Annotated in this window: 13 protein-coding genes and 1 pseudogene; 11 read left to right on the top strand and 3 right to left on the bottom strand. The window is 61.1% G+C overall.

Annotated elements, in window-relative coordinates:
* Positions 1 to 278: 278 nt before the first annotated feature.
* Genes ACT67G_RS10865 through smpB form a run of 3 tightly spaced genes read right to left on the bottom strand, consistent with a single transcriptional unit; the run spans position 279 to position 2,097 of the window.
* Positions 279 to 1,037 carry an SDR family NAD(P)-dependent oxidoreductase gene (locus ACT67G_RS10865; protein WP_325245475.1) on the bottom strand — a complete coding sequence of 253 codons (759 nt, stop codon included), beginning with the start codon at positions 1,035 to 1,037 and terminating at the stop codon, positions 279 to 281.
* Positions 1,038 to 1,087: 50 nt separating this feature from the next.
* The gene (locus ACT67G_RS10860) at positions 1,088 to 1,621 is read right to left on the bottom strand and encodes a peptidylprolyl isomerase (protein ID WP_326216228.1); all 534 of its coding nucleotides are present in this window, start codon (positions 1,619 to 1,621) and stop codon (positions 1,088 to 1,090) included.
* 2 nt (positions 1,622 to 1,623) lie between these two features.
* The gene (gene smpB / locus ACT67G_RS10855) at positions 1,624 to 2,097 is read right to left on the bottom strand and encodes an SsrA-binding protein SmpB (RefSeq protein WP_325247529.1); all 474 of its coding nucleotides are present in this window, start codon (positions 2,095 to 2,097) and stop codon (positions 1,624 to 1,626) included.
* Between the two features lie 184 nt (positions 2,098 to 2,281).
* On the opposite strand from smpB, the gene ACT67G_RS10850 reads away from it, so the two are divergent.
* The 11 genes and pseudogenes from ACT67G_RS10850 to ACT67G_RS10800 all read left to right on the top strand — a co-directional run.
* Complete coding sequence (locus ACT67G_RS10850; RefSeq protein WP_325247528.1) at positions 2,282 to 2,818, top strand: NUDIX hydrolase; 537 nt, start codon at positions 2,282 to 2,284, stop codon at positions 2,816 to 2,818.
* 31 nt (positions 2,819 to 2,849) lie between these two features.
* Complete coding sequence (locus ACT67G_RS10845) at positions 2,850 to 3,557, top strand: response regulator (RefSeq protein WP_325247527.1); 708 nt, start codon at positions 2,850 to 2,852, stop codon at positions 3,555 to 3,557.
* A 77-nt stretch (positions 3,558 to 3,634) separates the two neighbouring features.
* On the top strand, positions 3,635 to 5,425 hold the full coding sequence (locus tag ACT67G_RS10840) for an ATP-binding protein (RefSeq protein ID WP_443664250.1): 1,791 nt from the start codon (positions 3,635 to 3,637) through the stop codon (positions 5,423 to 5,425).
* A 52-nt stretch (positions 5,426 to 5,477) separates the two neighbouring features.
* Entirely contained in the window at positions 5,478 to 6,749 is a 1,272-nt protein-coding gene (locus ACT67G_RS10835) for a hypothetical protein (RefSeq protein ID WP_325247525.1), read from the top strand.
* Between the two features lie 45 nt (positions 6,750 to 6,794).
* Positions 6,795 to 7,607 (top strand): hypothetical protein, encoded by an 813-nt coding sequence (locus ACT67G_RS10830; RefSeq protein WP_443664249.1) that lies wholly within the window; start codon positions 6,795 to 6,797, stop codon positions 7,605 to 7,607.
* A gap of 238 nt (positions 7,608 to 7,845) precedes the next feature.
* Positions 7,846 to 9,144, top strand: a complete 1,299-nt coding sequence (locus tag ACT67G_RS10825) for a UDP-N-acetylglucosamine 1-carboxyvinyltransferase (RefSeq protein WP_325247523.1) — start codon at positions 7,846 to 7,848, stop codon at positions 9,142 to 9,144.
* 110 nt (positions 9,145 to 9,254) lie between these two features.
* Positions 9,255 to 10,055 (top strand): MBL fold metallo-hydrolase, encoded by an 801-nt coding sequence (locus tag ACT67G_RS10820; RefSeq protein ID WP_443664248.1) that lies wholly within the window; start codon positions 9,255 to 9,257, stop codon positions 10,053 to 10,055.
* A complete protein-coding gene (gene rlmH / locus ACT67G_RS10815; protein WP_443664247.1) occupies positions 10,043 to 10,525 on the top strand; it encodes a 23S rRNA (pseudouridine(1915)-N(3))-methyltransferase RlmH in 483 nt (160 codons plus the stop codon). Before ACT67G_RS10820 ends, rlmH begins: the two co-directional genes overlap by 13 nt.
* A 12-nt stretch (positions 10,526 to 10,537) precedes the next feature.
* Positions 10,538 to 10,846 carry a hypothetical protein gene (locus tag ACT67G_RS10810; protein ID WP_443664246.1) on the top strand — a complete coding sequence of 103 codons (309 nt, stop codon included), beginning with the start codon at positions 10,538 to 10,540 and terminating at the stop codon, positions 10,844 to 10,846.
* A gap of 53 nt (positions 10,847 to 10,899) precedes the next feature.
* Complete coding sequence (locus tag ACT67G_RS10805; protein WP_443664245.1) at positions 10,900 to 11,265, top strand: hypothetical protein; 366 nt, start codon at positions 10,900 to 10,902, stop codon at positions 11,263 to 11,265.
* Positions 11,266 to 11,320: 55 nt separating this feature from the next.
* Positions 11,321 to 12,128, top strand: a pseudogene (locus ACT67G_RS10800) (phospho-sugar mutase); the annotation flags it as partial.

The following is a 12,128-nucleotide window of genomic DNA, read 5'->3' as shown; positions in this document are numbered from 1 at the left end:
GGACGCCACATCAACGACGCCTTCCCCGGCCTGTGGCCTCTCCGGTTCAGACGGCCGCCTTTAATTAGGCAGCAATAGCAACAGTGTTGTTGTTATTTAATTTATAAATTGCCCGTTTTATGGCGGTCAGGCGCCGCCGCCCGCTGGTCCCGCCTCCATACCCCCGTCGAAACCGGTACACCCCCGTATCGATCTCGCCGCGGCTGTCCGCGGGATTTGCTGTGTGGAATTGTAACACACTCCGCCGTCGAAGTGTGTTACAATTCCATGAAACTTTTTTACGTTCCGGCGATCTTCACCATCAGCTTCACCGGCGTCACCTTGGCCAGCACCCGGTAGAACTTGTAAAACAGCCGGGGCGTATAGATGGTTCGGCCTGCCCGGGCTGCCCGCAGGGCGCCCCCCGCCACCTTGACCTGGTCGCAGTAAGGCAGCATGTCAAACGTCCGGGAGTGGCCGGAGATCCCGCCCACATCCAGAAACTCCGTCTTCATGGGGCCGGGACATACAGCGGTTGCCGTGATGCCCTTGGGGCGCAGCTCCTCCGCCAGGCCCACGGTAAACGCGGAGACATACGCCTTGGAGGCAGAGTACACCGTCATCCGGGGATTGGGGCAGAAAGAGGCAATGGAGGAGACATTCAAAATCCGTCCGCCGGGGGCCATGAAGGGGATCACCATATTGGTCACTGCCGTCAAGGCCCGCAGGTTCAGATCCACCATCCGGGTCTGGGTGGTGGTCTCCATCTCCCCCAGGTTCCCCAGGTAGCCGCAGCCGGCGTTGTTGATGAGCAGCGCCACCTCCGGCTTCTGCGTATTGAGCTTTTCCTGGAGCGCCACAAAGCTCATGGGATCGCAAAGATCCATGGGCAGGCACTCCACCGTCCAGCCTGGGAGGTTCACCGCCAGCTTTTCCAGCCGGTCCCGCCGCCGGGCAATGAGCCAGCAGCACTGGATCTCCGGGAACACATCCGCCAGCTGGCGGACAAATTCACTGCCCAGGCCGGAGGATGCTCCGGTGATGATGGCAGTCTTCATAGGCGCCCCTCCTTTATAAATCATCCGATGCTCGCTGTCCCGCTTTTCCCTCAGTGGGTCTTGGGAGCGGGATACTCCACACCCTGGGTATCCACCCGGATGGACTGGATCACCACCGGGGTCTTGGGCTTATCGTTCATCATGTTGCGCTGGACCCGGGAGATCTCCACAGCCACGTCGCTGCCCTCCGTCACCTGGCCGAAGGCCGCGTACTGCCCGTCCAGATGGGGCGCCGCGTCCACCATGATGAAGAACTGACTGCCGGCGGAGTTGGGGGCCATGGTGCGGGCCATGGACAGCACACCCAGGGTGTGCTTGAGGTCGTTCTGACGGAAGCCGTTGGCGGCGAACTCTCCGTCGATCTCATAGCCGGGGCCGCCCATACCGTTGCCGTTGGGGCAGCCGCCCTGGATCATAAAGCCGGGGATCACCCGGTGGAAGGTCAGGCCGTCGTAAAAGCCCTTGTTGGCCAGAGCGATGAAATTGTTGACGGTGTTGGGAGCCTTTTCGGGATACAGCTCCGCCTTCATCACCTTTCCGTTTTCCATGGTGATGACGGCAATGGGATTCTTTACCTCAGACATCGTTATCGATTCCTTTCCTTTAAGGTGCGGTCGATCTCCCGGCGGGCATCCCGCTGGGCGGTGGCCGCCCGTTTGTCGTAGTTCTTCTTACCCTTGCAAAGGCCGATCTCCACCTTCACCCGGGCATCCTTGAAGTACACGGAAAGCGGCACCAGGGTATACCCGTCCTGCTGGATGAGAGCGTGGAGCTTGCGGATCTCCCGCCGGTGCATCAAAAGCCGCCGGGTGCGTACCGGATCCCGGTTGAAGATGTTGCCCTTTTCATAGGGGGAGATGTGGAGGCTGTGGACAAAGAGCTCCCCGTCCTTGACGGTGCAGTAGGAGTCCTTGAGGTTCAGCGTGCCGGCCCGGATGGACTTGACCTCCGTGCCGAAGAGCTCGATCCCCGCCTCATAGCGGTCTTCCACAAAATAATCGTGGTACGCCTTGCGGTTCTGCGCGGCGATCTTGATCCCCTTTTTTTCCGTGAAGTCCACCTCCGTTTCCAGTCTGGAAGATTGTTTCAGTATACCACGGACAGCCTGATTGTTCAAGCAGGGAAATTGCCTGTGGCATTTTTCCCCCGTACATGCTATACTAAACCATTATAATGGTTATGGTATGTCCGGCAGCGGGAACGCCCCGCCCGGATACGTTTTGTGAAGAGAGAGAGGAACCATCATGGATTTGACGGAAAAGATGATCAGCAGAAAAGATCTGTACGACGGGCTGCTGTGCCGCGTGCATGTGGACGAAGTCCTGCTGCCCAACGGCAATACCTCCCGGCGGGAAGTGGTGGATCACGTGGACGGTGTGGCGGTGCTGCCCCTGGATGAACGCAACAATGTGCTGACCGTCACCCAGTACCGCTACGTATTCGGCAAGACACTGCTGGAGATCCCTGCCGGCAAGCTGGACGAGGGAGAAGATCCCGTCACCGGTGCCCTGCGGGAGCTCAAGGAGGAGACCGGCGCCGTGCCGGATACCCTGCTGCCCCTGGGTGTGATCTTGCCCGCCCCCGGCTGCTACGGGGAAAAGCTGCACCTCTTCCTGGCCAAAAACCTCCATATGGAACAGCAGCACCTGGACCCGGACGAGTTTTTGAGCGTGGAGCGCATCCCCTTTGCCGAGATGGTCCACCGGGTCATGGACGGTGAGATCGAGGACGCCAAGACCGTCACCGCCGTATTGAAAGCCAAGATTCTGCTGAATCTCTAAAATCTGAAAATCACACGTTTCGGAGGCCTCTATGAACAACCAGAAAACGGTTCTCATCGTGGAAGACGAGAAGAACATCGTGGATATCCTGCGGTTCAATCTCCAGCGGGAGGGCTACCAGACCCTGGAGTCCTACGACGGCGAGGACGGCCTCAAGCAGGCGCTCTCCGCCAATCCCGACCTCATTTTGCTGGACGTCATGCTCCCCAAAATGAACGGCTTTGACGTCTGCCGCCGCCTGCGGGAGGCAGGAAACAACGTCCCCGTCATCATCCTCACCGCCCGGGAAGAGGAGGCCGACAAGGTCCTCGGCCTGGAGATCGGCGCTGACGACTATATCACCAAGCCCTTTTCCATGCGGGAGCTCATTGCCCGGGTGGGCGCCAATATCCGCCGCACCGGCATGGTCCAGCCCGCCGGTGCCGCCGCCTCCGCCATGCCGGTGGCAGGCGACCTGGCCATCAACACCGACAGCCACCAGGTCTTCCGGGCCGGCAAGGCCATCGACCTGACCCAGCGGGAATATGAGCTGCTGACCTTCCTGGCCAGCCACCCCAACAAGGTCTACTCCCGCATCGACCTCATGGAGCAGGTGTGGAACTACGGCTATGTGGGCGACGACGTGCGCACCGTGGATGTGACGGTGCGGCGCCTGCGGGAAAAGATCGAAGTCGACCCCGCCAACCCCGTCTATATCCTCACCCGCCGGGGCGCGGGCTACTACTTCTCCGTGACGTGAGTCCCGGAGCACCGGCCTGTACCCAGGCAGCCGGGGCACCGCCCCGGGATCTTGATCCGGATGGGAGGTGAGTGCGCTTGTTCCGCAGTCTCCACATGAAGCTGATGCTGATTTTGCTGCTGCTGATCACATCACTGATGGCGGTGGTGGGTGCCTTTTTGACCACCAGCGTCTCCAACTTCTATATTGATTCTTTCTACCAGCAGATGAACAACGTCTTCGGAACAGGCAACGCGGACTTCGTCTCCGACCTGCGCCAGGAGGCCGCCCAGCCGGACGGCGCCGCCCAGATCTCCGAGCTGCTGGAGGCCCGGGCCGGCTCTCTGGGCGTGGACTATCTCACCCGCAACTACTTCATCCTGGACGGTGTCACCGGGGACTACATCAGCGGCTCCGCCGACGAGAGCCAGCTGCCCCGGGAGCAGAGCGCCAACCTCCTCACCGCCCGCAACGCCGTGGTTCAGAAAGACAGCACGGTGGTGGGCGACATGAGCGATATCTCCGCTGACTTCATGGATGTGGCCATCCCCATCATGGGGGGCGACAACGCATACATCATCTATGTCCTGGACAACAAGGACACAGTCAACGGCCTGAACTCCCAGCTGTTCACCATCATCATGCAGGCCCTGATCATCGGCCTTCTCATCTCCGCCCTGCTGAGTTTCCTGCTCTCCAAGACCATGGTGGGCCCCATTGAAAAGCTGACGGCCCGGGCAGAAAAGGTGGCCTCCGGCAACTTTGACGGTGAACTTCCCGTGGAGTCCACCGACGAGATCGGCATTCTCACCGGCACCTTCAACGAGATGTCCAGCATGCTCCAGGCTACCCTGGCCGCCGTGGAGAACGAGCGCAACAAGCTGGACACCCTCTTCCTCCACATGACCGACGGTGTGGTGGCTTTCGACCACGAGGGCAAGCTCATCCACTGTAACCCCGCCGCCAACACCATGCTCCAGCGGACGGTGGAACCCTCCTGCACCTATGACGATCTCTTCGGCGAGGTGTACCCCTTCGGGCAGATGCTGGAGCTGCAGCGGCCCAACTACGCCGAGGGCGAGATGCTGGTGGGGGAGCGGACGCTGGAGCTGTATCTGGCGCCTTTTTCCGACCAGGCCAGCGGCGGCGTACTGGTAGTGCTCCACGACGTGACGGAGCAGCACCGCAACGAGGAGCGCCGCAAGGAGTTCGTGGCCAATGTCTCCCATGAGCTGCGCACCCCCCTCACCAATGTCCGCAGCTACGCCGAGACCCTCCGGGACTCCGACGGGGACATCCCCCGGGAGACGGAGGACAACTTCCTGGACATCATCATCAACGAGACGGACCGCATGACCCACATCGTGCAGGATCTGCTGACCCTCAGCCGTCTGGACTCCGGCAACACGGAGCTGGTGCTCTCCCGCTTCCCCTTCGCTGAGGCCATTGAAACCGTGGCGCGGGCCAACGCCCTGGAGGCGAAGCGCCATGGACATGAACTTACCTGCGGCCCTCTGGAGGATCTGCCCCTGATCGTGGGCGACCGCAGCCGCCTGGAGCAGGTGATGACCAACATCCTGGGCAACGCCATCAAATACACCCCCGACGGCGGACACATCCGCATCAGCGCCGGCTCCACCGACTCCGAGGTGTGGATGGAGGTCTGCGACGACGGCATCGGCATCCCGGAAAAGGATCAGGACCGCATCTTTGACCGCTTCTACCGGGTGGACAAGGCCCGCTCCCGGGAGTCCGGCGGCACCGGCCTGGGGTTGTCCATCGCCAAGGAGATCGTCCAGCGCCATCACGGCAACATTGCCCTGGCCCCCCACCAGGGACCCGGCACCACCGTGCGTCTGACCCTTCCCATCGGCGGCCCCGCCGCTTAAGCGCTCTGCCGCGTTTTTACCCCCGCTATGCCATCCGGAAAGGAGGATGTCTATGGACAAGCGAAAAAAACACATCGGCATCCTCCAGAACCTGCTGATCACCCTGCTGACGGTGTCCGCGGTGCTTCTCTTTGCCCAAACTCAGTGGTACAACCTGGATCTGGCGGGAACGTATCTGGACACCCTCTCCGGTTCCACCGGGGCCGACACCGTCCAGGAATCCTTCTCCCTCAGTGCTCCGGTGCGGGTAGCGGTGACCGGTACTTACGGCCGCTACGGCAGCGTGACCCTTACCACCGCCGACGAGGCCTTTGAACCTCTGGGCAGCCTGCTCAAAGGCGCTCTGAGCTCCGCGGCCACGTTTTCAACCAGCGACTTCCATGCTTTTTTCCAGTCAACGGAACACACCTCTGTCTATTATGATTTTCTGTCGCCGCTGCCGCTTTCCGTCATCGCGCAGCTGTGTGGTGTGGAAACCGGAGGGGATACCACTTCCGTGCGGCGCCTGGTAATCTCCTATCAGGAGAGCACTGGTGTCTCCTTATATCTTTGGGATGGAACGGAGCACTATCTGCGCGCCAACCTCACCCTCTCTGCCCAGGAGCTCACTGACACCGTCAACAGCTACGACCTGGGCACCGCGTTTTTCGCCGGGGACTCTGTGGATGTAGAGCCCCTGTGCGCGCAGGTGGATCCCCTGTCCCTGTTTCTCTATGAACTGCCGGAGCTGCCGGCCCTGACCGCCGCCAATGTGCAGTGTGATGCCGACGCCCTGCTGACAGCTTTGGACTTCAACCCTCACACCAATAACCGCTATCCCTCCTCCGACGGCTCGGAAGTCATCAATGAGGGCAGCCGCTCCCTGCGCATCCACACCAATGGCACCGTGGTTTACCGCAGCGGCGGTTCCACGGCTCTGTCCCTGGATGTGGAAGAGGAAACACTCACGGTGGGAGAGGCCGCCTCCCGCACCGGTGCGCTGCTTGCTTCCCTGTCCAGCGGCCTTACCGGTGACGCGTCGCTGTACTTAGAGGAGGCCACTGTCAGCGGCTCCTCCATGACGTTGCGCTTTGGCTATCAGGCAGGAGGCGTTCCCATCTACTTTTCCGACGGGAGCTCCGCGGCGGAAGTGACCCTCTCCGGAGCCACTGTGTCCTCCCTGACCCTGCGGCTGCGCTCCTACACCGCACTGGAGGACAGCTCCATCCTCCTTCCCCTGCGGCAGGCTCTGGCCATCGCCGCCGATCAGGAGGGCGGCGAGCTGTCCATCGGCTATGCCGACAGCGGCAGCAACAGCGTCAGGGCTACCTGGCTGCTGGGATAAAGGAAGAATCAACTTCCGGATCTGTTCACAACAAGGAGGGGCTCCATGGAAAGCAGCCGCCTGAAAAATATCATCATTTTGATCCTGCTTCTGGTAAACGTCTTCCTGCTGGCCTCACTGGTCAGCCGGAGGATGTCCCAGGCGTCCGCTCAGCGCCAGGCTGCCCAGCAGCTGACGGATCTGTTCGCCTCTGCCGGCGTCACGCTGGATCCGGACGTCATCTCCAAGAGCAGCGTGCCCCCCACACTATCCCTCTCCCGCAGTGACGACGAGGATCGGAAGGTAGCCGCGTTCTTTCTGGGAGACGCTTTGATCCAATCCGACGACGCCGGAGACAGCCACGCTTACGACAGCTCCTTCGGCACCGGCTCCGGGGTGTTCCGCTCCAACGGCAGCTTTGACCTGGTCATCAGCTATTCCTCCCAGGAGGATCCGGAAGCGCTGTGCAGCGACTTCTGCCGCCGCTTTGACTACCAGATCACCGGCTCCACACTGGAGGATGGAACCGGAACCATCACTGCCACCCAGGAATACAACGGCTATCCTGTCGCGGACTGCACCGTTACCTTTTATATTGAACAGGGCGTCCTTCAGACCGTCTCCGGCTCTCACCTGCCCAAATCCTATACCGAGACCGGCATGGACGAGCCGCTGTCCGCATCCGCCGCTTTGACCCGGTTCCTGGAGGCCCGGCGGGAATCCGGCGCTGTGTTCTCCGCCGTAACAGACATGTACCCCTGCTATGACCTGCAGAGCACCGCCTCGGCTCCTATGACCCTGGTGCCCGCCTGGTGTATCGTCACCGACACCGTAAATTATTATGTAAATTGCTCCACCGGCGCTGTGTCCCACGCGTAACAGCTCCGCAAGTTTCCTCCCTTTTTTCAGTAAAGATATTCTTTACAGGAATGATTTGCATTTTTCCGCCGGCTATGGTATAGTGCTGGTGTGCGAGTATTCACAAGAGGATTCCTTTTGCCGTTCGCCGCCCTTCTGTGGTATGAAGGCGCGCTGGCGGGGCAGACTATTCCTCAGTGATTCCTGGGCGGTTTTCCCGCCTTATAAAAGCTGCCTTTTAAAAGAGAGGGTAATTACTTTGACAAAATATGTAATTCAGGGTGGTCATCCCCTGTTTGGTGAAGTCGAGATCAGCGGCGCCAAAAATGCCGCTGTTGCCATTATCCCCGCCGCCTTGATGGTGGACGGCACCTGCCGCATCGAAAATATCCCCCAGATCTCCGACGTGACGCTGTGCCTGAAAATCCTGGAACAGCTGGGCGCCAGCATCCGTACCATCAACCGCCACACGGTGGAGATCAACTGCAGCGTCATCCGTTCTACCCGGACCAGCTATGAGCTGGCCCGGAAGATTCGTGCGTCCTATTATCTCATCGGCGCCCTGCTGGGCCGCTTCGGCAAGGCGGAAGTGGCCATGCCCGGCGGGTGCAACTTCGGCGTGCGTCCCATCGACCAGCATGTCAAGGGCTTTACCACTCTGGGCGCCAAAGTGGTGGTAGAGGGCGGCTTTATCCACGCCTCCACAGAGACCGGCCGCCTCAAGGGCGCCAACGTCTATCTGGACGTGGTGTCTGTGGGCGCCACTATGAACATCATGATGGCCGCCGCCATGGCCGAGGGCAACACCGTCATCGAGAATGCCGCCAAAGAGCCCCACATCGTGGATCTGGCCAACTTCCTCAACTCCATGGGCGCCAATATCCGGGGCGCCGGTACCGACACCATCAAGATTCAGGGTGTGGATCGCCTGCGGGGCGGAACCTATGCCATTATCCCCGATCAGATCGAGGCAGGCACCTACATGGCAGCTGTGGCCGCAACCGGCGGACAGGTGCTCATTAAGAATATTATTCCCAAGCACATGGATTGTATCACCGCCAAGCTGGTGGAAATGGGCGTAGAGGTGGAGGAGCACGAGGATACCCTCTTGGTCCGCCGTACCGGCAAGCTGCAGAAAACCAATGTCAAAACCATGCCCTATCCCGGCTTCCCCACGGATATGCAGCCCCAAATCACCACGGTTCTCTCCCTGGCGGAGGGTACCTCCCTGGTGACGGAGAGCGTTTGGAACAACCGTTACCGCTACGTGGACGAGCTCAAGCGCATGGGCGCCTCCATCCAGGTGGACGACAAGACCGCCGTGGTGGAGGGTGTGGATCATCTTACCGGCGCGCCCATCCAGGCCTGCGACCTGCGGGCCGGCGCCGCTTTGGTGATTGCCGCGCTGGCAGCCCACGGAACAAGCGAGATCAGCTGCGTGCAATACATTGAGCGTGGCTACGAGGACATTGTGGCCAAGCTCCGGGGACTGGGTGCCGATATCCAGTCCGTGGAGACTCCCGGCGAAAATGACGAGCTGGAGGCCCACATCGGCTGACAAGTTGCCCCGGCACAACAGGAACATTTTTGCGTCCGCTGGGGAGGATGGCGACCTAAGTCGACGTTCTCCTGAGCGGACGCGTTTTATTCTGGAGACGAGGTTTTATTTTGACCACTGTACATACCCTGGCCAGCGGTTCCTCCGGGAACGCGCTGGTGATATCCTGCGGTGAGACCCACCTGCTGCTGGACGCCGGCATCTCCTGCCGCCGGATCTCTACGGCTCTGCGGGAGCTGGAGTTGACTCCGGCGGATCTCACCGCCATTCTCATTACCCACACCCATACCGACCACATTGCAGGGCTCTCCACCCTTCTGAAACGGTGCGAGGCTCCGGTAATAGGCACCCGCCAGACTTTGTGGACCCTCGCGGACCGGCTGGGCGTGGGCGGCGGGCGGCTTGAGCCCCTGGAACCCGGGACTCCCGCGGCTCTGGGAGATTGCCAGGTCTCCGCTTTTCCCACCTCCCATGACGCCCCCGGCTCCTGCGGCTACCGCATCGACACCGGGGACGGCAGCGTAGGAGTGCTGACAGACTCCGGCTTTGTCACCGACGAGGCGGCGGAAACCCTCACCGGCGTGGATCTGGCGGTACTGGAGGCCAACCACGACGTGGAGACGCTGCAAAGCGGCCCCTATCCCTATTACCTCAAGCGGCGCATCCTGGGGGCCGGAGGACACCTGTGCAATGAGGAGGCCGCCCGGTTCGCTGTGGCCCTGGCGGGCTCCGGCACCGAGGAGATCGTCCTGGCTCACCTGAGCCGGGAGAACAACACCCCCGCCATGGCCCTCCGGGCGGTAGAGACCGCCTTGTCTGCCGCAGGCCTCTCTCCTGCGCTGTCCGTAGCGCCCCGGGACACCCTGGGGCCCGCCCACATTCTCGCCGGGAGGCGCGTATGCAGAAGATAACCCTGTTGTGTGTAGGCAAAATGAAGGAAAAATTCTATATTCAGGCAGCGGAGGAGTACGGCAAGCGCCTGACCCGGTTCTGTAAGATCGAAATCATCGAGCTGCCGGAAGAGCGGCTGCCGGAATCCCCCTCCCCTGCCCAGGTGGAGGCGGCCCTGGCCCGGGAGGCAGAGACCATCCGGGGGAAGCTGCCTGCCTCCGCCCTGGTGGTGGCCATGTGCGTGGAGGGAAAACTCCTCTCCAGTGAGGAACTCTCGGACTTTCTGGCGCGCCGGGCCGCACAGGGCGCCAGCCACGTGGTGTTCGTCATCGGCGGCTCCTTCGGTCTGCATCCCTCCATCAAGGAACGGGCGGAACTGCGGCTGTCCATGTCCCCCATGACCTTCCCCCACCACCTGGCCCGGGTCATGGTACTGGAGCAGATCTATCGGGCCTGCCAGATCGCGGCGGGCACCAAATATCACAAATAAGGGGTTGATGGAATGGAACAGGCAAAGGACTTTTGGGCCCTGGCGGACCGGGACCTGCTCGCCCGCTGGCCCAAGGATGCGCAGGGGCAGCCGGAACAGGCAGTGCGCCTGGCTTTGCAATGGGAGCTGGACGCTATGGCGGACATCACCCTGTCCATGCTGGAGGGCTACGGCATCCCGGCATTCAAAAGCGGCTCCCTGGGCAAAGTCCTGGGCGGCTTTGCCTCCCAGGGCGTGGAGATCTACATCCCCGCCTCCCGTCTGGAGGAGGCCCGGCAGCTGCTGGAGGCAGCTCCGGAGGAAGACAGCCCCGATCCCTGATTGCCGGCACTTCCGCCCATTCGTATTATAACGTGGAAGGAGAGGTAAGCGCTATGCAGCCAAATGCTCCCTTTACACCGCGGCCGGAGTTGACGACGGAGGAAAAAACGCGCCTTGCCCGCTGCTTCCGCCGCAAAGCCAATCTGACGGACACCATCGGCCTGGCAGCGACCCTGCTGATGGTCATTGCAGCTTTTCTGGGGCGGCAGGATTTTGATCAGGGATACCCGTATTTGATAGCCGGGGCCGCTTTGTTTATCGTTTTTGGCGTGGTTAGTTCCGTGACCTACTACCGCTGTCCCTGCTGCGGCACCCGCATCATCAGCGGTTCCCTGGGACAGGACCGAAATCTAGGACCGCTGGTCTGGCGCATGTATGAGTGCCCCGTGTGCGGCTTCTCCCCAGACTGGAGCCGGTGAGCGGTTCTCTGTTTTGCGATGATTTCTCACTTTACATATTTAGGAGGAAACGCATATGGACTTTATGAAAGAGTATGAAAAATGGCTGGAAAGCCCCGCTCTGTCCGCCCAGGAGAAGGCAGAACTGGAAGCCATCCGCGACGATGAAAAGGAAATCGAATCCCGGTTCTATGACCAGCTCTCCTTCGGCACCGCCGGTCTGCGGGGCACCATGGGCGTGGGCCTCAACCGCATGAATATCCATGTGATCCGCCACGCCACCCAGGCCTTTGCCCAGGTAATCCTGGAAGAGGGGGCTGAAGCCGCCAAGCGCGGCGTGGCCGTGTGCTTCGACTGCCGCAACAACTCCGACCTCTTTGCCCGGGAGGCCGCTTGCGTCATGGCGGGCAACGGCATTCCCGTCCGCCTGTTTGAAGCCCTGCGTCCCACGCCGGAGCTGAGCTTCGCCGTGCGGGAATACGGCTGCATTGCCGGTATCAATGTCACTGCCAGCCACAACCCCAAGGAGTACAACGGCTACAAGGTCTACTGGGAGGACGGCGCCCAGCTGCCCCCCAAGCATGCCGATGAAGTGGCAAAAAAGATGAAGGAACTGGATGTGTTCAACTGCGTGAAGCGGGCGGACTACGACGAGGCTGTGGCCCAGGGGCTCATCACCCTCATGGGAGCGGAGACCGACGAGAAGTTCCTTGCCAATGTCATGGCCCAGGTCAACGACAAGGCCGTGGTGGAGCAGGTGGCCGACACCTTTACCATGGTCTACACCCCCTTCCATGGCACCGGCTATAAGCTGATTCCCGAGGCGCTCCGCCGCCTGGGCATGAAGCACGTAATCTGCGTGCCGGAGCAGATGGTCATTGACG

It is taken from the genome of Dysosmobacter sp. (genome assembly GCF_052306735.1).
Taxonomy (GTDB): Bacteria; Bacillota; Clostridia; order Oscillospirales; family Oscillospiraceae; genus Oscillibacter.
The sequence above is the reverse complement of the archived record's forward strand: the minus strand, read 5'-3'. Positions and strand labels throughout refer to the sequence as shown.

What these genes read in the sequence shown, in the direction of transcription:
- rlmH (WP_443664247.1), top strand. Translation starts at nt 10,043, where the DNA reads ATGCAGAAGATAACCCTGTTGTGTGTAGGCAAAATGAAGGAAAAATTC.
- ACT67G_RS10835 (WP_325247525.1), top strand. Translation starts at nt 5,478, where the DNA reads ATGGACAAGCGAAAAAAACACATCGGCATCCTCCAGAACCTGCTGATC.
- ACT67G_RS10850 (WP_325247528.1), top strand. Translation starts at nt 2,282, where the DNA reads ATGGATTTGACGGAAAAGATGATCAGCAGAAAAGATCTGTACGACGGG.
- ACT67G_RS10860 (WP_326216228.1), bottom strand. Translation starts at nt 1,621, where the DNA reads ATGTCTGAGGTAAAGAATCCCATTGCCGTCATCACCATGGAAAACGGA.
- ACT67G_RS10830 (WP_443664249.1), top strand. Translation starts at nt 6,795, where the DNA reads ATGGAAAGCAGCCGCCTGAAAAATATCATCATTTTGATCCTGCTTCTG.
- ACT67G_RS10805 (WP_443664245.1), top strand. Translation starts at nt 10,900, where the DNA reads ATGCAGCCAAATGCTCCCTTTACACCGCGGCCGGAGTTGACGACGGAG.
- ACT67G_RS10865 (WP_325245475.1), bottom strand. Translation starts at nt 1,037, where the DNA reads ATGAAGACTGCCATCATCACCGGAGCATCCTCCGGCCTGGGCAGTGAA.
- ACT67G_RS10810 (WP_443664246.1), top strand. Translation starts at nt 10,538, where the DNA reads ATGGAACAGGCAAAGGACTTTTGGGCCCTGGCGGACCGGGACCTGCTC.
- ACT67G_RS10845 (WP_325247527.1), top strand. Translation starts at nt 2,850, where the DNA reads ATGAACAACCAGAAAACGGTTCTCATCGTGGAAGACGAGAAGAACATC.